The sequence below is a fragment of the Streptomyces sp. RKAG337 genome, assembly GCF_023701715.1.
Classification (GTDB): Bacteria; Actinomycetota; Actinomycetes; order Streptomycetales; family Streptomycetaceae; genus Actinacidiphila.
This window is the reverse complement of the sequence record NZ_JAJOZA010000001.1, coordinates 6016419-6040271: the sequence shown is the minus strand read 5'-3', so window position 1 is coordinate 6040271 and position 23853 is coordinate 6016419. Positions and strand designations below refer to the sequence as shown.

Genomic DNA, 23853 nt, shown 5'->3' with positions numbered 1-23853 from the left:
ACCACTCCTCAGCTGGGCCAGGGGGGCACAAAGGCCGGTCGCGACACACTCCTGATCGGAGTGCGGCGACCGGCCTGTGCCGGACCGTCCAGTGTACGTCGGGTCGCTGACCAACGCTTAACGGGCGTTGAAGTACTTCGCCTCGGGGTGGTGAATGACGATCGCGTCGGTGGACTGCTCCGGGTGCAGCTGGAACTCCTCGGACAGCTTCACGCCGATCCGCTCGGGCTGCAGCAGCTCGGCGATCTTCGCCCGGTCCTCCAGGTCGGGGCAGGCCCCGTAGCCGAGCGAGAACCGCGCGCCCCGGTACTTCAGGGCGAACATGTCCTCGACCTCGTTCGGGTCCTCGCCGGCGAAGCCCAGCTCGCTGCGGACCCGGGCGTGCCAGTACTCGGCCATGGCCTCGGCGAGCTGGACGGACAGTCCGTGCAGCTCCATGTACTCGCGGTAGGCGTTGGCGGCGAACAGCTCGGCCGTCGCCTCCCCGATCCGGTTGCCGACCGTCACGACCTGCAGACCCACGACGTCGGTCTCGCCGGAGTCCTCCGGGCGGAAGAAGTCCGCCAGGCACAGCCGGCGGCCGCGGCGCTGGCGCGGGAAGGTGAAGCGGGTGCGCTCGCTGCCGTCGTCGTTGAGGAGGATCAGGTCGTCGCCCTTGGAGACGCACGGGTAGTAGCCGTAGACCACGGCCGCTTCCAGCAGGCCGTCGGTCTGCAGCCGGTCCAGCAGGCCGCGGAGCCGGGGGCGGCCCTCGGTCTCCACCAGCTCCTCGTACGTCGCGCCGCCCGCGCGGGCCTCCTTGAGGCCCCACTGGCCCTTGAAGAGCGCGCCCTCGTCGACCCAGGACGCGTAGTCCTTGAGCGGAATGCCCTTGATGACGCGGCTGCCCCAGAACGGCGGCGTCGGGATCGGGTTGTCCACGGCCACGTCCGAGCGGATCTGCCCGAGGTTGATCTCGGGCTCCTCCTCCACGACGCTGGCGCGCTTGGCCACCCGGCGCTGCTTGAGCTCGGGCAGGACGGCGCCGGGGACGCCGCGCTTGACGGCGATCAGCGCGTCCATCAGCCGCAGGCCCTCGAACGCGTCCCGGGCGTAGCGGACCTCGCCCTCGTAGATCTCGTGCAGGTCCTGCTCGACATAAGCGCGGGTCAGGGCGGCGCCGCCCAGAATCACCGGATAGTCGGCGGCCATCTTGCGCTGGTTGAGCTCCTGCAGGTTCTCCTTCATGATCACGGTGGATTTCACCAGGAGACCCGACATGCCGATCACGTCGGCCTTGTGCTCGGTGGCCGCGTCCAGGATCGCCGCCACCGGCTGCTTGATCCCCAGGTTCACGACGTTGTAGCCGTTGTTCGACAGGATGATGTCGACGAGGTTCTTGCCGATGTCATGGACGTCCCCGCGAACCGTGGCCAGCACGATGGTGCCCTTGCCGTCGGCGTCGGACTTCTCCATGTGCGGTTCGAGGTAGGCGACCGCGGTCTTCATGACCTCGGCCGACTGGAGCACGAACGGCAGCTGCATCTGACCGGAGCCGAACAGCTCACCGACGACCTTCATGCCCTCCAGCAGGGTGTCGTTGACGATCGCCAGCGCGGGGCGGGTCGTGAGCGCCTCGTCCAGGTCCCGGTCCAGGCCGTTCTTCTCACCGTCGATGATGCGGCGCTGCAGCCGCTCGTCCAGCGGCAGCGCGGCCAGTTCCTCCGCACGGCCGGCCTTGACGGACTTCATGTCGACGCCCTCGAACAGTTCGAGGTACTTCTGCAGCGGGTCGTAACCCTCGCTGCGCCGGTCGTAGATCAGGTCCAGAGCCACATCGCGCTGTTCCTCGGTGAGCCGCGCGATCGGGAGGATCTTGCTGGCGTGCACGATCGCGGAGTCGAGGCCGGCGTCCACGCACTCGTTGAGGAAGACCGAGTTCAGCACGACGCGGGCGGCCGGGTTGAGGCCGAAGGAGATGTTCGACAGACCCAGGGTCGTCTGCACCAGCGGGTGCCGGCGCTTCAGCTCCTTGATCGCCGCGATGGTGGCGAGGCCGTCCTTGCGGGACTCCTCCTGACCGGTCGCGATCGTGAAGGTCAGACAGTCGATGAGGATGTCCGATTCGAGGATGCCCCAGTTGGTCGTGAGATCGGTGATGAGCCGCTCGGCGATGGCGACCTTGTGCTCGGGGGTGCGGGCCTGGCCCTCCTCGTCGATCGTCAGCGCGATCAGCGCGGCGCCGTGCTCGGCCGCCAGCGCCGTGATCTGCGCGAACCGGGACTCGGGACCGTCGCCGTCCTCGTAGTTGACGGAGTTGATGACCGCCCGGCCACCGAGCTTCTCCAACCCCGCTCGCAGGACGGGTACTTCGGTGGAGTCCAGCACGATCGGCAACGTCGACGCCGTCGCGAAGCGGCCCGCGACCTCGGCCATGTCCGCGGCACCGTCACGGCCGACGTAGTCCACGCACAGGTCCAGCAGGTGCGCGCCCTCGCGGATCTGGTCGCGGGCCATCTCCACGCAGTCGTCCCAGCGGCCTTCCAGCATGGCCTCGCGGAACTTCTTCGACCCGTTGGCGTTCGTCCGCTCGCCGATCGCGAGATACGAGGTGTCCTGCCGGAACGGGACGGTCTGGTAGAGCGACGCGGCGCCCGGCTCGGGGCGCGGGCTGCGCGGGGACAGGTCCAGGCCCCGGACGCGGTCCACGACCTGCCGCAGGTGCTCGGGGTGGTGCCGCAGCAGCCGCCGACCAGGGACAGCCCGTACTCGCGCACGAACGTCTCGTGGGCGTCCGCGAGCTCCTCCGGCGACAGCGGGTAGTGCGCGCCGTCCTTGCCCAGCACCGGAAGGCCGGCGTTCGGCATGCAGGAGACCTGGGTCCGGGCGTGCCGGGCCAGGTAGCGGAGGTGCTCGCTCATCTCGGCGGGGCCGGTGGCGCAGTTCAGGCCGATCATGTCGATGCCGAGCGGCTCCAGCGCCGTCAGCGCCGCACCGATCTCGGAACCCAGCAGCATCGTGCCCGTCGTCTCGACGGTCACGGAGCAGATGATAGGCAGGCTGAAGCCGGCCGCCTTGAGGGCCCGGCGGGCGCCGACGATCGAGGCCTTGGTCTGCAGCAGGTCCTGGGTGGTCTCCACCAGGATGGCGTCCGCGCCGCCGGCGATCAGGCCCGCCACGTTCTCCTCGTACGCGTCGCGCAGGGCGGCGTAGGGGGCGTGGCCGAGGGTCGGGAGCTTCGTGCCGGGGCCGACGGAGCCGAGCACCCAGCGCGGCCGGTCCGGCGTGGCGAAACCGTCCGCCACCTCGCGGGCCAGCCGGGCGCCGGCCTCGGCGAGCTCGAAGATCCGCTCGGGGATGTCGTACTCACCGAGCGCGGCGAGGTTGGTGCCGAAGGTGTTGGTCTCGACGCAGTCGACACCCACCGCGAAGTACTCCTCGTGCACCGACCGGACGATGTCGGGCCGGGTGACGCTCAGGATCTCGTTGCAGCCTTCCAGGTCCTGGAAGTCCTCGAGGGTGGGGTCCTGGGCCTGGAGCATGGTGCCCATCGCACCGTCGGCCACCACCACCCGGGTGGCGAATGCCTGACGCAGCGCGTCGGCTCGGGCTTGGCTGGCGAGGGTGGAGGACGACTGCGGGGCCATGGATGTACTCCCAGGAGTGCGACGGCTGTCGGCTTGACGTGCCTGGCCAGGGTAGCGGGCGCGGTGCGTCGGCCTCGAAAGAGTTCCGAGGGGTGGACGAAGGTGTCAGAATCTTCTCTGAGACTATGGGGTTCGACAATGTCGAACGGCTTGCGGAGGTTGGCGGATGCCCGGACCGATTCAGTCGCTGGCGAGGGCAGCCGCGATCCTACGGTTGCTGGCCGGCGGTGAGCGCCGGCTGGGCCTCTCCGACATCTCCTCCTCCCTGGGCCTCGCCAAGGGGACCGCGCACGGCATCCTGCGCACCCTCCAGCAGGAGGGCTTCGTCGAGCAGGACGCCGCGTCGGGCAAGTACCAGCTGGGCGCGGAACTGCTGCGGCTGGGGAACAGCTATCTGGACGTGCACGAGCTGCGGGCCCGCGCCCTGGTGTGGACCGACGATCTGGCCAGGTCCAGCGGCGAGGCCGTCTACCTGGGAGTTCTCCACCAGTCGGGGGTGCTGATCGTGCACCACGTCTTCCGCCCGGACGACAGCCGGCAGGTGCTGGAGGTGGGTGCCATGCAGCCGCTGCACAGCTCGGCGCTGGGCAAGGTGCTGGCCGCGTACGACCCGGTCGCGCACAGCGAGGCGGCCGAGAACGAGCGGCTCGCCCTCACCCCGCGCACCATCACCGACACGGCCGGCTTCGAGGACGTGCTGGAGCTCGCCAGGACCCGGGGCTGGGCGTCCGACCTGGAGGAGACGTGGGAGGGCGTGGCCTCGGTCGCCGCGCCGATCCTGGACCGGCGGCGGATGCCGGTCGGCGCGGTGGGGATCACCGGAGCCGTGGAACGGGTCTGCCAGGAGGACGGCGACATCCAGGCGCGGCTGGTGGCCGCGGTGCGCGACTGTGCCCGCGCCGTGTCGCGCGACCTCGGCGCCGGACGGTTCTAGGGACTCGGGTCACGATCCGGAGTCCTCAGCCCCAAGCTCTTGACGAGGAAGATATTGCAGAGAAAACTGCCGTTCGGCGGTCGACATTGTCGAACACCGGACGGGACCCGGTCCGCCTGAATGGACGTATGACAAGGGAGTCGCGGTGTCCAACAGCCATATCTTCTTCGGCGAGACCATCGGTACCGCCATCCTCATCCTGCTGGGCGGTGGCGTCTGCGCCGCCGTCACGCTCAAGAGTTCCAAGGCCCGCAACGCGGGATGGCTCGCCATCACCTTCGGGTGGGGCTTCGCGGTGCTCACCGCGGTGTACATCTCATCGAGCCTCTCCGGGGCGCACCTCAACCCCGCCGTCACCGTCGGCATCGCCGTCAAGACCGGCGACTGGAACGACGTGCCGCTCTACATAGCCGGGCAGATGCTCGGCGCGATGATCGGCGCGGCGCTGGTCTGGGTGGCCTACTACGGACAGTTCCAGGCGCACATGGACGACAACGAGCTGGCACCGCCGCTCGGTCCTGACAGCGGTCCGGCCGGACCGGTCCTCGGCGTCTTCTCCACCGGGCCCGAGGTCCGTAACCCGGTGCAGAACCTCGCCACCGAGATCATCGGCACCGCCGTTCTCGTCCTGGCCGTTCTCACCCAGGGCCTGACGCCGGGCCTCGCACTGTCCGGAACCGGCGCCCTGATCACCGCCCTGGTGGTCGTCAGCATCGGTCTGTCACTCGGAGGGCCCACCGGCTACGCGATCAACCCGGCCCGCGACCTCGGCCCGCGTATCGTGCACAGCCTTCTGCCGCTGCGCAACAAGGGCGGCTCCGACTGGGGCTACGCCTGGATTCCCGTCGTCGGCCCGCTCGTCGGCGCCGTTCTGGCGGGCGGCCTCTACCGGCTGGCCTTCGCGTAACCCCTCCTGTCCGACCGACGCAGACCCCTTGAGGAGCACACCGTGACCGACGCACACACCGCAGGGCCGTTCATCGCCGCGATCGACCAGGGCACCACGTCCAGCCGCTGCATCGTCTTCGACCGGGACGGCCGCATCGTCTCCGTCGACCAGAAGGAGCACGAGCAGATCTTCCCGAAGCCCAGCTGGGTCGAACACGACGCCGCGGAGATCTGGACCAACGTCCAGGAAGTCGTCGCCAGTGCCGTCGAGAAGGCCGGGATCACCGCCGAGGACGTCAAGGCCATCGGCATCACCAACCAGCGCGAGACCACGCTGCTGTGGGACAGGAACACCGGCGAGCCGGTCCACAACGCGCTGGTCTGGCAGGACACCCGCACCGACGCGCTCTGCCGCGAGCTGGGCCGCAACGTCGGCCAGGACCGCTTCCGCCGCGAGACCGGCCTGCCGCTGGCGAGCTACTTCGCCGGCCCGAAGGCCCGCTGGCTGCTGGACAACGTCGAGGGCCTGCGCGAGCGCGCCGACCGCGGCGAGATCCTCTTCGGCACCATGGACAGCTGGGTCATCTGGAACCTGACCGGTGGCCCGGACGGCGGTGTGCACGTCACGGACGTCACCAACGCCTCCCGCACCATGCTGATGAACCTGCACACCCTGGAGTGGGACGAGAAGATCTGCGAGTCCATCGGCGTCCCGATGTCGATGCTCCCGGAGATCCGCTCCTCCTCCGAGGTCTACGGCACCGCCGCCGTCGGCGTGCTGGCCGGTGTGCCGGTCGCCTCCGCGCTCGGTGACCAGCAGGCCGCGCTGTTCGGCCAGACCTGTTTCGCCGAGGGCGAGGCCAAGTCGACGTACGGCACCGGCACCTTCCTGCTGATGAACACCGGCGAGAAGGCCGTCAACTCCTACAACGGCCTGCTGACCACCGTCGGTTACCGCATCGGCGACCAGAAGGCCGTCTACGCCCTCGAGGGCTCCATCGCCGTCACCGGCTCGCTGGTGCAGTGGATGCGCGACCAGATGGGCATCATCAAGAGCGCCGCCGAGATCGAGACCCTGGCGAGCTCCGTCGAGGACAACGGCGGCGCGTACTTCGTGCCCGCCTTCTCCGGTCTGTTCGCCCCGTACTGGCGCGACGACGCCCGCGGTGTGATCGCCGGCCTCACCCGTTACGTCACCAAGGCGCACCTGGCCCGCGCGGTGCTCGAGGCCACCGCCTGGCAGACCCGCGAGATCGTCGACGCGATGAGCAAGGACTCCGGCGTCGAACTGGCCGCGGTCAAGGTCGACGGCGGTATGACCTCCAACAACCTGCTGATGCAGACCATCGCGGACTTCGTGGACGCCCCCGTCGTCCGTCCGATGGTCGCCGAGACCACCTGCCTGGGCGCCGCCTACGCGGCCGGTCTCGCCGTCGGCTTCTGGCCCGACACCGACGCACTGCGCGCCAACTGGCGCCGGGCCGCCGAATGGACCCCCCGGATGGACGCGGACAAGCGCGACCGCGAGTACAAGAACTGGCTCAAGGCCGTCGAGCGGACCATGGGCTGGATCGAAGAGGAGAACTGATCAGAATGTCTTCCACCCTGCAGAGCGTCCCCACCCTCGGGACGCACCCGACCGCCGGCACCGACCCCAGCCGATCCGAGACCAGGGAGCTGCTCAGCCACGCCACGTACGACCTACTGGTGATCGGCGGCGGCATCCTCGGCACCTCGGTCGCCTGGCACGCCGCGCAGTCCGGGCTGCGGGTCGCGATGGTGGACGCCGGCGACTTCGCCGGCGCCACCTCGTCGGCTTCCTCCAAGCTCGTCCACGGCGGGCTGCGCTACCTGCAGACCGGCTCGGTCAAGCTGGTCGCCGAGAACCACCACGAGCGGCGGGTGCTCGCCAAGGACGTGGCTCCGCACCTGGTCAACCCGCTCACGTTCTACCTGCCGGTGTACAAGGGCGGCCCGCACGGTGCCGCCAAGCTCGGTGCGGGTGTCTTCGCTTACTCGGCGCTGTCCGCCTTCGGTGACGGCGTCGGCCGGGTCATCTCCCCGGCGAAGGCCGTGGCCGACAACCCGGGCCTGCGCACGGAGAACCTCAAGGCCGTCGCGGTCTACCACGACCACCAGATGAACGACTCGCGGATGGCCGTCATGACGGTCCGCGCGGCCGTGGAGTCCGGTGCCGTGGTGCTGAACCACGCCGAGGTGACGGGGCTGCGCTTCACGCACGGCAAGGTCACCGGCGCGGAGCTGCGCGACAAGCTGGACGGGACCGAGTTCGGGGTCAGTGCCCGGCTGGTGCTCAACGCCACCGGGCCGTGGGTGGACCACCTGCGGACGATGGAGGACAAGGGCTCGTCGCCCAGCATCCGGCTGTCCAAGGGCGCGCACGTGGTGATGAAGCGGAAGGTGCCGTGGAAGGCCGCCATGGCCACCCCGATCGACAAGTACCGCATCACCTTCGCCCTGCCGTGGGAGGACCAGCTGCTGCTGGGCACCACGGACGAGGAGTACACCGGCGACCCGGCGGACGTCCGGGCGACCGAGGCCGACATCCAGCAGATCCTGGACGAGGCCGCGTTCTCCGTGAAGGACGAGCACCTGGACCGGGACCTCATCACGTACGCCTTCGCCGGGCTGCGGGTGCTGCCGGGCGGCCCCGGCGGCGTCGAGTCCGCCAAGCGGGAGACGGTCGTCTCCGAGGGCCGCGGCGGGATGCTGTCGGTGGCGGGCGGCAAGTGGACCACGTACCGGCACATCGGCCGCACGGTGATGAACAAGCTCGCGAAGCTGCCCGGCGGGCCGCTCGGCGAGGACATGGAGCCGCAGAAGCTGCTGCCCCGGCGGATGCCGCTGCCGGGTCTCGCCAACCCGAACGCGGTCGCCCACCGGCTGCTGGTGGACCGTGACCCGGGCATGCGGATGGACCCGCTGACGGCGCGTCACCTCGCGAGCCACTACGGGTCGCTGTCGTTCGACATCGCCCGGCTCGTCAACGAGGACCCGACGCTCGGTGAGCGGATCCACGAGGACGGCCCGGAGATCTGGGCGCAGGTCGTGTACGCCCGCGACCACGAGTGGGCCCAGACGGCGGACGACGTGCTGCGCCGCCGCACCACGCTGACGGTGCGCGGTCTGGACACCGAGGCCGTCAGGACCCGGGTCGAGGACATGCTGGCCCGCAGGGCCTGAGCCGTCCGGCGGTACGCGGCAGCGGAACGGCCGGGCGAACGGGGGACTCCCCCGTTCGCCCGGCCGTTCGCGCGTTGCGCCGCCCCGTCCCGCGGATCATGCGCTCCACTGCGGGTCGCGGCCGGAGAGCGCGAGGGCGCGTTCGAGATCGGTGGCCGGGCCGGTGAGCACGACGGGTTCGGCGAAGCCCTTGTACTGACGGAACATCTCGGCCTGCTGCTCCACGGCGGCGAGCACCACCGCGCCGGTCTCGTCGTCGGCGCGGAACTCCTGGCCGACGGTCTTCGCGACGTCCCAGCCGTGCAGGACCAGCTCCAGCAGGAGCATCGCGGCGATGTCGGCGGCGGGCATCTCGGCCCCGCCCATGTCCATACCGCCCTCCCACGCCTCGGGCCGGGCCCAGGCGGCGAGCGCGCGGTCGAGCTGCGCCGCGTACGCCTCGGCCCACTCCGGGTCCGCGGTGAAGTCGTGCTCGGTGAGCTCCTCGGGGAGAGTGGTGCGCAGGGCGCGGTGCTCCAGTCCGTGGGAGGTGTAGAGAACCCAGTGGTTGATCAGCGTGCGGGCGTCGAACTCCGGACACGGGGTCGGCGCGCTGAGGTGTTCCGGAGTGATGGTGCGGGCGATACGGGCGGCTTCTGCGGCGCCGCGGACCAGCTGCGGATGAATGTTCATGAATCCCACGGTAGATCCGCGGCCGGGGCCCGTATTGAACAAACGCGACAGCTCAGAGGTCCTAGGCTGGCCGGATGACGACCCCGGAGATGGGGCGGGGAGTGCTGCGTCCCGCCGTGGCGGCGACCCGGTTCGAGCTGCTGCGGGAGGAGCCGGCCGAGGCCGTCGCTCCGTACGTGGAGTTCTACTGGATCGTGCGCTGGGATCTGCGCGGCCGGCCGCCGCACGAGCAGAAGGTCCTCTCGCACCCCAATGTGCATCTGGTCTTCGAGGAGCCCGAGACCGCGGTCTACGGGGTGCAGCGCGGGGTGTTCACCCGGGTGCTGCGCGACCGCGGCCAGGTGCTGGGCATCAAGTTCCGGCCCGGCGGTTTCCGCCCGCTGCTGGGCTCACCCGTCGCGGACCTCACCGACCGGTCGGTGCCCGCCGCGGAGCTGTTCGGGCCGGCCGTCACCACCGCGGAGCGGACGATCCTCGGGGCGTCCGACGTATCCACCATGACCGCCACCGCCGAATCGCTCCTCCTGAGCCTGCTGCCCGGCCCGGAGACGGCCCCCGACCCGGTCACGGCGGAGGTCGCCGCCATGGTGGAGCGGATCACCGCCTCCCCCTCCCTGTTCCGCGTCGACGAGGTCGCGGACGACCTCGGGGTCTCCGTCCGCAGGCTCCAGCGGCTCTTCGCCGAACACGTCGGCGCCAGCCCCAAGTGGGTGCTGCGCCGAGCCCGGCTGCACGAGGCCGCCGCCCGCGCCGACCAGGGCGTGGGCATCGACTGGTCGGCCCTCGCCGCCGACCTCGGCTACAGCGACCAGTCCCATCTCACCCGGGACTTCACCGCCACGGTGGGCGCCTCCCCGGCCCGCTACGCGGGCGAGTGAGCAGAAGCCTCTGCCAGCCCCTCGCCCCCAACTCGTAGTCATTTAGGACTAGTTATTTATGACTATGCCGGGAAGGATGACTGGCAGCGCCGCGCTTTGTGCGGCCCCTGCGGAACCGGAGGCTTCAGGGATGTCGTCAACGCGCGAGCCACGTCCGACCCAGCAGCGGCCACATACCGACGGAACGCCGGTCCCGTGGTGGGCTGTGGTGTTACTGATAGCCATCACGCTCGGGTCCTACGTGATCCTCGTCGTGGTGGGGCACCAGGATGCCGGAACCACGGCGGGATCCCTCGGCACCCTCCTGACCGGAGTGCTGGCCGTCCTGGGCCTGACGCGCAGGCAATGACCCGGCGCCCGCCCGCAGGTTGGCGAATCAACCGGCAGGGAGTCCGCGCAGCGGCCCGTCCGGGGGCATAATGGCCGGATACATCGGAGGTCTGGCGGCGGGTAGCGGGACCAGGACAGGGGGAGGTCGCGATGGCGGTCACCGACGAGGCGATCGAGAAGATCAAGGAAATGATCGTCTCAGGGGCGCTGCGGCCCGGCGACCGGCTGCCGAAGGAGAGCGAGCTCGCGGCCGAGCTGGGGCTGTCGCGCAATTCGCTGCGCGAGGCGGTGCGGGCGCTGTCGCTGATACGGATCCTGGATGTGCGGCAGGGCGACGGCACCTACGTGACGAGCCTGGATCCGCAGCTGCTGCTGGAGGCGATGAGCTTCGTGGTGGACTTCCACCGCGATGACACCGTGCTGGAGTTCCTGGCCGTCCGGCGGATCCTGGAGCCGGCCGCGACCGCGATGGCGGCGCTGCGCATCCCCGGGCCGGAACTCGACGTGCTCCAGGGCAAGCTGGACGCACTCGGCCCCGAGCCCTCCGTCGAGGAACTGGTCGCCTCCGACCTGGAGTTCCACCGCGGCATCGTGCAGGCGTCGGGGAACTCGGTGCTCTGCTCGCTGCTCGACGGGCTGTCCGGGCCCACCACCCGGGCCCGCGTCTGGCGCGGGCTCACCCAGCAGGACGCGGTGAGCCGCACCCTGCACGAGCACCAGGCGATCCTGTCCGCGCTGCGCGACCGTGACGCGGAGGCCGCCCGCTCCTGGGCGACCGTGCACATCGCCAGCGTCGAGCAGTGGCTGCGCTCCACGCTGTAGGACTCGTCAGACGGGCGCGGGCAGCGGGATGTCCTCGTCGAGCAGTCCGCGCTCGACGAGGGCGCTCCACAGCCCGCCGGGGATCTCGTACGTGAAGAGCGCGGCGTTGTCCCGGACCTCCTCCGGGCTCGCCGCGCCGACGACCGCGGAGACCACCGACGGGTGCCCGAACGGGAAGCGGAGCGCGGCCGCCCGCAGCGGGACGCCGAACTCCGCGCAGACGGCCGCGATGTCCAGGGCCCGTCGCACCAGTTCGGGCGGCGCCGCCGCGTAGTTGTACGGGGCGCCGGGCCGGGGGTCGGCGAGCAGCCCGGAGTTGTAGACGCCGCCGACGACCACGGCGGTGGAGCGCTCGGCGCACACCGGCAGCAGGTCGTCGTAGGCGGTGCGCTCCAGCAGCGTCCAGCGGCCGGCGCACAGCACCACGTCGACGTCGAGGTCGGCGACGAGCCGCGCGAGCACCCCGCTGTCGTTCATGCCGAAGCCGATGGCTCCCACCAGGCCCTCGTCGCGCAGTGCGGCGAGGGCGGGGAAGCCGGTCGCGTAGACCTCCGCCAGGTGGTCCTCGACATCGTGCAGGTAGACGATGTCGGCCCGGTCGGTGCCGAGCCGCTCCAGGGAGCCCTCCAGCGTGGCCCGGATCCCGTCGGCGGTGAAGTCCCACTCACGGGCGCGGGCGGGGGTGTCGACGAAGCCCTGCCCGTCGGTCCGCTCCCCCGGTGCCAGCGGCCGCAGCCGGCGGCCGACCTTGGTGGATAGCACGTACGAGGAGCGCGGCCGGCCGGCGAGCGCCCGGCCGAGGCGTTCCTCCGACAGGCCGAGGCCGTAGTGCGGGGCGGTGTCCAGGTAGCCGCAGCCGAGGTCGAGGGCGGCCGCCGTGACGGCGGCCGCGGTCCCGTCCGGCATGGCCCGGTACAGATTGCCCAGCGGCGCGCAGCCGAGGCCCAGGCGGGGCAGTGGCGGTACGGGCATGTGTCGGTCCTTGTCCTCGCGTCGGCCGGTCCGGTCGGTGGGTCCGGGGGTCAGTCCTGCTTCTCGCCGCTCGCGAACCGCGAGATGATCAGGGCCACGATGATGATCGCGCCGTTGAGGAACTGGTTCCACAGCGGCGGCACACCGCCCAGCGTCATCACGTTGACGACCAGCTGCAGGGTGAGCACCCCGGTCAGCGCCCCGAAGAGCGTGCCCCGCCCGCCGTTGAGGCTGACGCCCCCGATGACGGTGGCGGCGAACACCTGGAAGATCCAGCCGTTGCCCTGGCTGGCCGAGACCGAGCCGTAGTGGCCGGTGTACAGGATCCCGGCGAACGCGGCGAGCAGCCCGCCGAGCCCGAGCACGATCCAGGTGATGCGGTCCACGCGGATGCCGGCGGCGCGCGCCGCCTCGGTGTTCCCGCCGATCGCGTAGAGCGCCCGGCCGTGCCGCAGATAGCCGAGGGCCAGGCCGCCGATCGCGAAGAGCACCAGGCAGATCCAGATGGCGGCGGGCGCGCCGAACCAGGAGGCCTTGCCGAGGTAGGCGAAGGACTCGGGCACGTTGACGATCGACTTGCCCTCGGCCACCCCGATCTGCAGGCCGCGCAGCATGGTGAGCATCCCGAGCGTCGCGATGAAGCCGTTGACGCGCAGCTTGAGGATGAGGAAGCCGTTGATGCCGCCGATCACCACGCCGACCGCCAGGCAGACCGGGATCGCGGTCCAGGACGGCAGTACGCCCAGACCGTGGAAGGTCGCGGGGCCCGACGAGGGCAGCACCAGCCACATGGCGATGACCGGGGCCACGCCGATGGTGGATTCCAGCGACAGGTCCATCCGGCCGCTGATGAGGATGAGCGCCTCGGCCAGCACCAGCAGGCTCAGTTCGGTGGACTGCTGGGCGACGCCGATCAGGTTGTCGGAGGTCAGGAAGGCCGGCGAGACGATGAAGCCGATCACGCACAGCACGAGCAGCACCGGGATCAGCGACAGGTCCCGGTAGCGGGCCAGCTGGAAGCTCAGACCTCCGGGCCGGCGCGTCTTGGCGGTGCCGACCGGCTCCACGGTCAGCTGGGTGGTGTCACTCATCTTCGTCGTCTCCCTTACGGCCGCCCGGGGTCACGGGCAGTCCTTCCATCGCGGAGACCACGTCCCTGTCGGTCCATCCGCTGTCGAACTCGGCGATCACCTGCCCGTGGAACAGGGCCAGGACGCGGTCGCAGACCCGCAGGTCGTCCAGCTCGTCGGAGACGATGACCGCGGCGTTCCCGCTGTCCGCCACCTCCCGCACCACACCGAGCAGGGAGTCCTTGGACTTGACGTCGACGCCCGCGGTCGGCCTGATCGCCACCAGCACCCGCGGTTTGCGGGCCAGTGCCCGCGCGATGACGACCTTCTGCTGGTTCCCGCCGGACAGGTCGGAGACCGACTGGCCGGGTCCTGAGGTCTTGATGTCCAGCGAGTCGATCATCGACTGCGCGAACTCCCGGGTGCGGGAGGGCAGCACGGTGCCGTACGGGCCGAGCTGGTCGGTGACGGTGAGCGTCGCGTTCTCCGCGACGCTGCGGCCCAGCACCAGGCCCTGCCGGTGCCGGTCCTCCGGTACGTAGCCGATGCCGGCGCCGAGCGCGTGCGGCACGCTCCCCGGCCGTACGGTCCGGCCCCCGACGACGGTCCGTCCCGCGGTGGGCTTGCGCAGCCCCACCAGGGTCTCCCCCAGCGCCGTGTTGCCGCTGGCGGTCGCCCCGGCCAGACCGAGCACCTCTCCTGGGCGCACGGTGAAGTCGATGGCCTGGTAGGCGCCGTCGAGCGCCAGCCCCTCGGCGCGGAGCACGGGTTCGTCCTCCCGCCGCACCGCGGCGCCCGCCTGCCAGGCGGTGGCGGACTGCGCCGCGTCCCCGGTCATCGCCTGCACCAGGTCGGCCTTGCCCAGCTCCGCGACGGGCGCGGTGAGCACATGGCGGGCGTCACGGTAGACGGTGACGGTGGTGCACAGGTCGTACACCTCCTGGAGGTGGTGGGAGATGAACAGGAAGGCGACGCCCTGCCGCTGGAGTTCGCGCAGCCGGGCGAAGAGCCGCTCGATACCGGCCGCGTCGAGCTGGGCGGTCGGTTCGTCGAGGATGATAAAGCGGGCGCCGAAGGAGAGTGCTCTCGCGATTTCTACGAACTGCCGCTGCTCGACGGTCAGATCCTTGGCGCGCGCCGCCGGATCGACCTCGACGCCGTACTCGGCGAGCAGCTCGCGGGCCCGCTCGCGCAGCTTCGGCCAGCGGATCCGGCCCTCCCCGAACCGGCCGGCCGCGAGGCCGTACCGATTCAGGAAGAGGTTCTCCGCGACGGTCAGATCCGGGACGACCATGGACTTCTGGTAGACGCAGGCGACCTTCGACTGCCAGGCGGTGGTGTCCCCGAACGCGGGCGCCGCCTCGCCCTGGAAGGCGACGGAGCCCGCGTCCGGGGCGTGCAGCCCGGTCAGTACGGAGACGAGGGTGGACTTGCCCGCGCCGTTGCGGCCGACGAGCGCGTGGGACTCGCCGGCCTGCACGGTCAGCCGCACCCGGTCGAGCGCGACGGTCGGGCCGAAGCGCTTGACGACACCCTCGGCGTGCACGGCCGGCGGCGGTGCCCCGGCCGCCGGCTCCTGGCCGGGGAGTTCCTTGGCTGGTGCCTGGGACATGGTCAGCTCTTTCCGAGCTGGTTGGCCCACAGCGCGGCGTCGTCCACGTTGCTCTTGGTGACGAGCGGGGCGGGCAGCTGGTCCTCCAGACCGTTCGGGATCTTGATGATGTTGGATCCGTGGTCGGTCGGACCGGGCTGGAACGTCTTGCCGTCCAGCGCGGCCTTCGCGTAGAACAGCGCGTACTTGGCGTAGAGGTCGGCGGGCTGCGAGACCGTCGCGTCGATCTTGCCCTCGCGGATCGCCTTCAGCTCCTCGGGGATCCCGTCGTTGGAGATGATGGTGATGTGGCCTGCCGTGCCGGGCGGCTTGAGCAGGTGCTTCTGCTCCAGCAGCGCGAGGGTGGGCTGCAGGAAGACGCCGCCGGCCTGCATGTAGATGCCGTTGATGTCCGGGTCGGAGGCGAGGGTGGCCTGCAGCTTGGAGGAGGCGACGTCGCCCTTCCAGTCGGTGGCCAGCTCGATGACCTTGATGTTCGGGAACTTCTCCTTCATGCAGGACGCGAACGCCTCGGAGCGGTCCCGCCCGTTGATGGAGTCGAGCGCGCCCTGGAACTCGACGACCTTGCCCTTGCCGGCGAGCTGCTGGCCGAGGTATTCGCACGCCTTCTGCCCGTACGCCTTGTTGTCGGCGCGCACCACCATGTAGACGTCGCCCTTGTCGGGGCGGGTGTCGACGCTGATGACGGGGATCTTCTTGTCCGCCAGGCGTTCCAGGGTGGAGGCGATGGCGCCGGTGTCCTGCGGGGCCATCACCACCGCCTTGGCGCCCTGGTCGGTGAAGGTCTGGGTGTTCGCGACGAGCTTGGTGATGTCGTTCTGCGAGTTGCTGCGCGGCAGTGCGGAGACGACTCCGTCCTTGACGCCCTTCTCGATGTACTGCTGGTACGAGTTCCAGAAATCGCTGTCGGCGCGCGGCAGGTCGATGCCGACCTTGCCCGAGGTGCCCGCCTTGTCGTCGCTGCCGCGATTGCAGCCGGCGACGGCGGTGACCGCGAGGAGTGCCGCGCACGCCGTGACCATGGTGCTCGTGAGGGAACGCTGCCGCAGTCTCATCGTCGAGTCCTGCCCTTCTTGGTGTGTAGCGGCTCGGAAATGCTCAGGAGGTGGGGCGGAGTCTCAGGCCTTGCATGCCACCGTCGACGGCGAGTGCCGTCCCGGTGACGCTCGCGGCGGCGGGGCTCGCCAGGTAGGCGATGGCCGCGGCGACCTCGTCGGCGGCGACGAGGCGGCCCAGCGGTTGCCGGGCGTTCAGTGCGGCGCGCTCGGCGGCCGGATCATCGGCATGGTCGAGCAGTCTGCCGATCCAGGGGGTGTCGGCGGTACCGGGATTCACGCAGTTGACGCGTACGCCCTCGCGGACGTGGTCGGCGGCCATCGCGAGCGTCAGCGAGAGCACCGCGCCCTTGCTGGCGCTGTACAGGGCACGCTGCGGGAGTCCCGCGGTGGCCGCGATGGAGCAGGTGTTGGTGATGGACACACAGCCGGGGCGGTCCGCGGCGGCGGCCCGCAGGTGCGGCAGTGCGGCCCGCGCGGTGCGCACCATGCCGAGGACGTTGATGTCCAGGACGCGGAGCCATTCGTCGTCGTCGTTCTCCTCGACGGTGCCGATCGCGCCGATCCCCGCGTTGTTGACGAGGATGTGCAGGCCGCCGAGGAGTCCGACGGCCTCGGCGACCGCGGCGCGTACCGCGGGGCCGTCGGCGACGTCCGCGGTGACGGCCAGGGTGCCGGGCGGCGCTCCCGCTGGGTCGCGGTCCAGGACGGCGACGCGCGCGCCGCGCGCGGTGAGCAGGGCGGCGGTGGCGGCGCCGATGCCGGAGGCGCCGCCGGTCACGAGGGCGGTGAGCCCCTGGAGCTCACGGTCTTGGCTGCTGTTCATGCGGATCCTTCCTCCCGGGTCTGCGGGACCGGGCGGCCCTCCTGCCGGGCCTGCCAGACCGGGCCTTCCGGGTAGCGGTGGTCGGCGATGGAACGGGGTTTCATCCGGGCGGAGAAGCCGGGACGGGCCGGGGCGCGGTAGCGGCCGTGGTCGATGACGACGGGGTCCTCGAAGTGCTCGTGGAGGTGGTCCACGTATTCGATGACCCGGTCGTCCCAGCTCCCGGAGACGGCGACGTAGTCGAACATCGCCAGGTGCTGGACCAGTTCGCACAGGCCGACACCGCCGGCGTGCGGGCAGACCGGCACCCCGAACTTGGCGGCGAGCAGCAGGATCGCGATGTTCTCGTTGACCCCGGCGACGCGGGCCGCGTCGATCTGGACGAAGTCCACGGCGCCGGCCTGCAGCAGTTGCTTGAACATGACGCGGTTGGCGGCGTGTTCACCGGTGGCGACCTTGACGGGCTGCCCGGCCCGCACCGCGGCGTGCGCGAGGATGTCGTCCGGGCTGGTGGGCTCCTCGATCCAGTACGGGTCGTAGACGGCCAGGGCCTTCATCCACTCCAGCGCGGCGGAGACGTCCCAGCGCTGGTTGGCGTCGACGGCGATCCGGATGTCCGGGCCGACGGCCTCGCGGGCGATGCGCATCCGGCGCAGGTCGTCGCCGAGATCGGCGCCGACCTTGAGCTTGATCTGGTGGAAGCCGTCGGCGACCGCTTCCTTGGACAGCCGGGCGAGCTTCTCGTCGGAGTAGCCGAGCCACCCCGGTGAGGTGGTGTAGGCGGGGTAGCCGCGGTCGCGCAGCAGCGCGGCCCGCGCGGCCCGGCCGGGTTCCGCGGCGCGCAGGATGTCCAGCGCCTCCTCGCGAGTGAGCGCGTCGGTCAGATACCGGAAGTCGACCATGTCGACGATCTGTTCCGGGCTCATCGAGGCGAGGAACTCCCAGACCGGCTGTCCGGCCCGCTTGGCCGCCAGGTCCCAGGCCGCGTTGATGACGGCGCCGGCCGCCATGTGCATGACGCCCTTCTCCGGGCCCAGCCAGCGCAGCTGCGAGTCATGGGTCAGTTCCCGGTGGAGCCCGCCAAGATCACCGGTAACGCTGTCCACACCGCGTCCCAATACGTAGGGTCGCAGGGAGCGGATCGCGGCGGCGGTGACATCGTTGCCGCGGCCGATCGTGAAGCAGAAGCCGTGACCCTCCAGGCCGTCGGGGTCATCGGTGCGCAGAACTACGTAGGCGGCGGAGTAGTCGGGGTCGGGGTTCATGGCGTCCGAGCCGTCGAGCTGCTCCGAGGTCGGGAAGCGTATGTCGTAGACGTCGACCTCGGTAATGGTCGGACTCATGTACACCCCCGTCGTGAGACATCGGATCTTTTTTCGAACAACCGATGTATAGCGCCGAAAACCTCGCGAAGTCCAGGGGGTGGAGCCAACTTTGTGGAAGACAGATCGGATGTCTCGCGAGAGACTCCTGAAATGGCTGCGTCGTGGGGCGCTGGTGACCGCTGTGGTGGTCCTGGTGCCCGTGGTGGCGGTGGCCATCGCGCTGCGGCTCGAATACGCCGGGGATCCCGGCGCGGCGGGCCGCACCCGGGGGCATGACGCGGTCTGGCTCGGGCACGCCTGGGTCGACGGCCGGCACAACGCGGCCGACCTCGAAGCCCTGCGCGTCCAGGTGCAGGGCACCGGGATCCGGGACCTCTATGTGCACACCGGACCGCTGGAGCAGGACGGCAGCCTCGACCCGAAGCTCTACCCGGGCTCGGCCTGGCTGATCGGCGAGGTCCACCGGGTCCTGCCGGGCGTCCGGGTGCAGGCCTGGCTCGGCAACGTCATCGCGCACCAGGACGGGGACGACGGGCTGCACCTGGCCGACGAGGCCACCCGCGCCCGCATCCAGGCCAGCGGCCGGCAGGTGCTGGCCGCCGGATTCGACGGCGTCCACCTCGATCTGGAGCCCAACTACTCCGGCGACAAGGACTTCCTGGACATCCTGGACCGGTTGCGCGCCACGACCTCGGCGCACGGCGCCGCGCTGTCGGTGGCCACCCACCAGATCGACCCGCTGCCGGGGCTGCACCACGCCGGGCTCTTCTTCGGCGATCCCAAGTGGTGGTCGCAGAAGTACTTCGCCGAGGTCGCCCGCCGCGTCGACCAGGTCGCGGTGATGGCGTACGACTCGGCGATGCCACTGGAAAGCCTGTTCGGGGGTTACCTCGCCCAGCAGACCGCCCTCGCCCTGGAGGTCACCCCGGCCGGTACCGACCTGATCATGGGGCTGCCCGGCTACCACACCAGCACCAGCGGGCACCATCCCTCCGCCGAGACCGTCACGGCCGCCGTGCGCGGCGCGCGACTGGGTCTGGCCAGGCACGGAAAGGACCGCGAGGCCTTCGGCATGGCGCTCTACGTGGACTTCGCCGCGACCCCCGGTGACTGGGCCGCGTACCGGTCCGGATGGGGCGGGCGCTGAGCGCCGTACGAGCGGATGGTGACCGGGCGAGTACGTGCGATGACCGTGGGGATCATCCTGGTACGAGGGCTGCGGAGAGGGCCTCCGTAAGCCGTAGGCTGGTCCCGCACTGACACGAACAGCAGCCGGCAGGGGACGGCCTCGCCCCCTCCGGCCGGAAGGAGGCGCTGGGTGATCGAGCTCGAGGGAGTACCCGAGCTGATCGACCCGGTCATGGTGGCCGCGTTCGAGGGCTGGAACGACGCCGGCGACGCAGCCTCCACCGCGGTCGGCCACATGGACCGGGAATTCAAGGGGGAAGTCTTCGCGGCACTGGACGCCGAGGACTACTACGACTTCCAGGTCAACCGGCCGACCGTCTGGCTGGACGCCGGGGTACGCAAGATCACCTGGCCGACCACGCGGCTGTCGGTGGTCCGCGTCCAGAACCCCCGGCCCCGTGACCTCGTGCTGGTCCGCGGCATCGAGCCGAGCATGCGCTGGCGCTCGTTCTGCAACGAGATCCTGGGCTTCGCCCATGAACTCGGCGTGGAGATGGTCGTCGTGCTGGGCGCGCTGCTGGGCGACACCCCGCACACCCGCCCGGTGCCCGTCACCGGCGTGACCTCCGACGCGGACCTGGCCGTCGCCCTGAACCTGGAGGAGTCCCGCTACGAGGGCCCGACCGGCATCGTCGGCATCCTCCAGGAAGCGTGCACGCACGCCGGCATCCCGGCGGTCAGCCTGTGGGCCGCCGTCCCGCACTACGTGTCGCAGCCGCCGAACCCCAAGGCGACGCTCGCCCTCCTCAACCGCCTGGAGGACCTGCTCGACGTGCGGATCCCGCTCGGCGAACTGCCGGAGGACGCGCGCGCCTGGCAGGTCGGGGTGGACCAGCTCGCGGCCGAGGACAGCGAAGTCGCCGAGTACGTGCAGACGTTGGAGGAGGCCCGCGACACCGTCGAACTGCCGGAGGCGTCGGGCGAGGCCATCGCCAAGGAGTTCGAGCGCTATCTGCGGCGCCGCGACCCCGACACCGGCGAGGCCCATCCCTACCTCAGGGACACCTCCTCCGGGCCCCATCAGGGGCCCCAGCATCCCGCACGGGGTGGCACCAAGGACGAGCCGGAGGCGGACAACTCCGACGACGACTGAGGGGCCGGGGGACGGGCCTGTAGGGAAGGAGGTCCGAAATGCTGCCGAGCTATTTGTGAGCCGCCAGGCTCGTAAATAGTCGATTTCGGACCCCCCTCCCGGAGGGACCGGCCCCCGGCCCCGGCCGACGGCCGTCGGTCACCGCGCCAACGGCGCTACCGCGCTACGCGCAGCTGAACTTCGCCGCGGCCCAGTCCCCGTGGTCACCGCTCTTGGAACCGTTGGTGTCGGTGATCTTCAGATGGACGTGGCGCGCCCCGCCGAGCGGGACGTCCACCGGCACCGTCGCGGAGGCGCCCGTCACCTTGGGCGAGGTCCAGAGCACCTTGCCGTCGGCCTCGACCGAGAAGGCCACCTCCCCGTAGCCGTTGATCTCGTCGTCGATCCCGGCGTCCGCGGTGAAGCGGGTGCAGCGGCCGCCGGTGTAGAGCTCGATGTCGGAGTCGGCGTGGGCACCGATCCCCTTGGGGTAGACCGTGCCCGCCAGGGTGATCGGATGACCGTCCTCGGCACCCGACTCCCCGTTGCTGCGGTCGCGTTCGGGCGGCCCGTAGCCGTTCCCCTCGCCCAGCCACACCATGTCGCTCGCCCAGGTGTCGGCCACCGGCGGCCGTGGCATCGCGGAGACCGCGAACGGCTGCGCCGTCACCCGGTCCTGCCCGGTCGTCCGATAGGCGGCGGAGGCGGTCAGCACGGCCTCCCCCGGTGCCGCGTTCTGCGGCGGGGTGACGGTGACCTGGACCCGCCGGGTCGTCCCGGCGGGAATGCGGCCCACCGGCGCGGGGGCGGTCACCGACCAGCCGGCCGGTGCCTTCAGCGTCAGCTGGACGCCGGTGGCGTCCCTGCTGCCCGCCGTCACGTCCACCGGCACGGTGGCCGGCACGCCCGCGCCGACCTCCTGCGCCGGCGGCGACGACACGACGGCGGCGCTGCCCGGCGCCTTGCCGCCGAGCGCGCTCGCGCCCAGCAGCCGCAGGGCGAAGGGCTTCGCGGTGCTCAGCGACTGAGTCTTGGCCTGCACCACGCCGCCCCGGTCGGCCGCGTCGAACCACCAGCCGCGCGAGGCCGCGTCGAAGGCGGCCTTGGAGGTGTACCTCGGCAGCGCGGCCCCGTCCAGCAGCAGACCGGCCGGCGCGTCACCGGTGTGCACGGTGAACTGGTATGGGCGTGCGGTCTGCTTGCCCTGGAAGGTTCCGTTGCTCGCGCCGACGTCGACGGTCACATCGCCCGCGCCGGACGACGGGGCCCGGACCGTGACCTTCTGCTGCGCGGACTTCCCGGCCCGGCTCTGCCGGGTCACGCCGTCGTCCTCGTACAGCGTGAAGGAGGACGTGCCCTGCGGGTAGACGTCCCAGGCGACCGGCGAGGACGGGGTGCGGTCCTGGTAGGACCTGATGCCGGGCCACATCGGCACGGCGGCACCGGCCTTGACGAACAGCGGCAGGGTGCCCAGCGGCGCGCTGTAGCCGTTGACCGTGGTCGGGCCCTGGTAGACGCGCCCGGTCCAGTAGTCGGTCCAGGTGCCCTTCGGCAGATAGATGCCGTCGCGCACCGCGGTGTCCTGGTAGACCGGCGCCACGAGGAAGTCCTCCCCGGACAGGAACTCGTACTTCGCCGCGTCGGAGGCGGCCTTCGGGTCGTTCGGGTACTCCAGCGCGAGCGGCCGCACCTGGCCGACGCCGGTGCGGTTCGCCTCGGCCGAATAGGAGTACGTGTACGGCAGCAGCGACTCCTTGAGCTTGAGGTACTGGCGGTTGATGGACGTGTACGGCTCCCCGTACTGGTAGGGCTGCTTGTCGTTCGCGGCCCAGCCGTCCATCGTCATCACGGCCGGCAGGAAGGACTTCCACTCCAGGTCGCGGGTGTAGGTCTTGGGGCTGCCGCCGAAGATGCCGTCGATGTCACCCGAGGTGTAGGCGAGGCCGGACATCGTGGCGCCCGCGTACGTGGGGATCTGCCAGCGGATGTACTCCCAGCTGCCGGACTGGTCGCCCGACCACTGCACGCCGCAGCGCTGCGCGCCCGACCAGCTCTCGGGGGCCCAGGTGAAGCCGCGGGCGTCGCTGTTGTCCTCGATGCCCTGGTAGGCGTCCTTGCAGCCGTCGAGGGCGAACTTGTAGCCGTCGCCGACCCAGGCCACGTCGAGCTTGGCGATCCGCTGGCCGGCCTTGACCTGGTCGGCGAGCTTGGCGATGCCGTCCTCGGTCCACAGGCCGGTCTTCATCTTGCGGTCCTGGAGGCCGGCGGAGGTCTGCGGGAGGTTCTCGTAGCCGCAGCCGTAGCCGTCGTTGACGAGCATCCAGCCGTTCGGCATGTCGTTCTTGACGTAGTCGTCGGCGACCTTGAGGGAGTCCAGGGTGTGCCGCTCGCCCCGGTTGGCGTTGTGCAGATAGCAGTCGGAGTCACCGACTTCGAGCCCGTACACGGGCGGCAGGAAGGGGCGGCCGGTCAGCTGGGTGTACTGGCCGATGACGTCCTTGGCCGACGGTCCCGCGAAGTAGTACGCGTCGAAGCGGTTCTCCTGCTCGGTCGTCGCCACCGGATCGGTGAAGGCGTACGTGCCGGGCGCGTAGGTGTTGCGGAAGGCGCCGTAGCCGGCCGTGGACAGGTAGAACGGGACGGAGTTGGGGTGCCCGCCGTCGTTCCAGTTGTCGTCCACGCCGACCTCGACGGTCTGGCCGCGGTGCGAGGTGTTGCCGCGGCCGTTCTGCATTCCGGCGCCGTAGAACTGCTCGGTGCCGCCGCGCTCCAGGGTCTGGGTGGTCCTGGTGCCGTTCCACGTCAGGCCCTTGGACTCGGCCCAGACCTTGGTGCCGTCGGCGCGGTAGAGGGCGAAGCGCAGCGGTGACTTGTACGCGCGCAGGGTGACCTGGGAGGTACTCAGCTCGTACCGGTCACCCGCGTCCCGCCACCGGGTGACGGGCGCGGCGCCCTGCGGCAGCACGATGTCGCTGCCGGTGGGGTCGCTGAACTTCCCGTCGGGCGCGAGCTCCACCCGGAACGTCTGCCCGGACACGAAGGTGACCCGGGCCTCGGCCTGGCCGGCCGTCAGATGGTAGACGGGCCCGGCGGCGGAGAATCCGGTCAGGTTCCCGACGGTGGTGTCGGCGGGCGCGGCGGCGTGGGCCGTGCCCGGGACCGGGACGAGGAGGGCCACGAGCAGGCCCAGCAACACGATCAGTGGTATCGCAGACATTCTGCGACGTTCTTGAGCATCCCTGTGCATGAACACCTCTCCGGCTGCACCTGCGCGCAGTTAGAAGCAAGAAATGAGCAACTGCGAGCGTGTATAGCGCAGATGCCGTGCTCATGACCAGAGGGCGTTCGGGTCCCGGACCCTCGTTTGCGGCGCGGCGGG

General features: G+C 70.7%; 17 protein-coding genes and 1 pseudogene. 9 read left to right on the top strand and 9 right to left on the bottom strand.

The features are described 5' to 3' along the window. Positions 1-117: 117 nt before the first annotated feature. Positions 118-3626, bottom strand: a pseudogene (metH, locus tag LNW73_RS26785) (methionine synthase). 166 nt (positions 3627-3792) lie between these two features. Here metH and LNW73_RS26780 point away from each other — a divergent pair. From LNW73_RS26780 to LNW73_RS26765, 4 genes are all read left to right on the top strand, one after another. Next, positions 3793-4560 (top strand): IclR family transcriptional regulator, encoded by a 768-nt coding sequence (locus LNW73_RS26780; RefSeq protein WP_138354795.1) that lies wholly within the window; start codon positions 3793-3795, stop codon positions 4558-4560. 145 nt (positions 4561-4705) lie between these two features. Next, complete coding sequence (locus tag LNW73_RS26775; RefSeq protein WP_250991647.1) at positions 4706-5467, top strand: MIP/aquaporin family protein; 762 nt, start codon at positions 4706-4708, stop codon at positions 5465-5467. Positions 5468-5509: 42 nt separating this feature from the next. Then, entirely contained in the window at positions 5510-7036 is a 1527-nt protein-coding gene (gene glpK / locus LNW73_RS26770) for a glycerol kinase GlpK (protein WP_250991646.1), read from the top strand. Between the two features lie 5 nt (positions 7037-7041). Further along, a complete protein-coding gene (locus LNW73_RS26765) occupies positions 7042-8652 on the top strand; it encodes a glycerol-3-phosphate dehydrogenase/oxidase (protein WP_250991645.1) in 1611 nt (536 codons plus the stop codon). 96 nt (positions 8653-8748) lie between these two features. On the opposite strand, the gene LNW73_RS26760 is transcribed toward LNW73_RS26765, so the two are convergent. Beyond that, on the bottom strand, positions 8749-9324 hold the full coding sequence (locus LNW73_RS26760; protein ID WP_250975117.1) for a TIGR03086 family metal-binding protein: 576 nt from the start codon (positions 9322-9324) through the stop codon (positions 8749-8751). 74 nt (positions 9325-9398) lie between these two features. On the opposite strand from LNW73_RS26760, the gene LNW73_RS26755 reads away from it, so the two are divergent. The 3 genes from LNW73_RS26755 (at position 9399) to LNW73_RS26745 (ending at position 11354) form a co-directional block, all read left to right on the top strand. After that, positions 9399-10202 carry a DUF6597 domain-containing transcriptional factor gene (locus LNW73_RS26755; RefSeq protein WP_250975118.1) on the top strand — a complete coding sequence of 268 codons (804 nt, stop codon included), beginning with the start codon at positions 9399-9401 and terminating at the stop codon, positions 10200-10202. Between the two features lie 208 nt (positions 10203-10410). Continuing rightward, on the top strand, positions 10411-10551 hold the full coding sequence (locus LNW73_RS26750) for a hypothetical protein (RefSeq protein WP_250991644.1): 141 nt from the start codon (positions 10411-10413) through the stop codon (positions 10549-10551). Between the two features lie 131 nt (positions 10552-10682). After that, entirely contained in the window at positions 10683-11354 is a 672-nt protein-coding gene (locus tag LNW73_RS26745; protein WP_138354790.1) for a FadR/GntR family transcriptional regulator, read from the top strand. A 6-nt stretch (positions 11355-11360) separates the two neighbouring features. Here the strand turns inward: LNW73_RS26745 and LNW73_RS26740 are convergent, their stop codons facing one another. Genes LNW73_RS26740 through LNW73_RS26715 form a run of 6 tightly spaced genes read right to left on the bottom strand, consistent with a single transcriptional unit; the run spans position 11361 to position 18232 of the window. Further along, positions 11361-12326, bottom strand: a complete 966-nt coding sequence (locus LNW73_RS26740) for an aldo/keto reductase (protein WP_250975119.1) — start codon at positions 12324-12326, stop codon at positions 11361-11363. Between the two features lie 50 nt (positions 12327-12376). Beyond that, positions 12377-13417: an ABC transporter permease gene (locus LNW73_RS26735; protein ID WP_250991643.1), complete on the bottom strand. Its 1041-nt coding sequence runs from the start codon at positions 13415-13417 to the stop codon at positions 12377-12379. After that, complete coding sequence (locus LNW73_RS26730; protein ID WP_250991642.1) at positions 13410-15008, bottom strand: sugar ABC transporter ATP-binding protein; 1599 nt, start codon at positions 15006-15008, stop codon at positions 13410-13412. The genes LNW73_RS26735 and LNW73_RS26730 overlap by 8 nt, the downstream gene beginning before the upstream one ends. A 2-nt stretch (positions 15009-15010) precedes the next feature. After that, positions 15011-16063 (bottom strand): sugar ABC transporter substrate-binding protein, encoded by a 1053-nt coding sequence (locus LNW73_RS26725; RefSeq protein WP_138354786.1) that lies wholly within the window; start codon positions 16061-16063, stop codon positions 15011-15013. A gap of 43 nt (positions 16064-16106) precedes the next feature. Continuing rightward, positions 16107-16889, bottom strand: a complete 783-nt coding sequence (locus LNW73_RS26720; protein ID WP_250991641.1) for an SDR family NAD(P)-dependent oxidoreductase — start codon at positions 16887-16889, stop codon at positions 16107-16109. Further along, positions 16886-18232: an L-fuconate dehydratase gene (locus LNW73_RS26715; protein ID WP_250991640.1), complete on the bottom strand. Its 1347-nt coding sequence runs from the start codon at positions 18230-18232 to the stop codon at positions 16886-16888. The genes LNW73_RS26720 and LNW73_RS26715 overlap by 4 nt, the downstream gene beginning before the upstream one ends. Before the next feature lie 109 nt (positions 18233-18341). Here LNW73_RS26715 and LNW73_RS26710 point away from each other — a divergent pair, with 109 nt between their 5' ends. Continuing rightward, on the top strand, positions 18342-19361 hold the full coding sequence (locus tag LNW73_RS26710) for a hypothetical protein (protein WP_250991639.1): 1020 nt from the start codon (positions 18342-18344) through the stop codon (positions 19359-19361). A gap of 171 nt (positions 19362-19532) precedes the next feature. Beyond that, the gene (locus LNW73_RS26705; protein ID WP_250975126.1) at positions 19533-20495 is read left to right on the top strand and encodes a PAC2 family protein; all 963 of its coding nucleotides are present in this window, start codon (positions 19533-19535) and stop codon (positions 20493-20495) included. Positions 20496-20658: 163 nt separating this feature from the next. Here the strand turns inward: LNW73_RS26705 and LNW73_RS26700 are convergent, their stop codons facing one another. Continuing rightward, on the bottom strand, positions 20659-23691 hold the full coding sequence (locus LNW73_RS26700; RefSeq protein ID WP_250991638.1) for an NPCBM/NEW2 domain-containing protein: 3033 nt from the start codon (positions 23689-23691) through the stop codon (positions 20659-20661). Positions 23692-23853 lie beyond the last annotated feature (162 nt).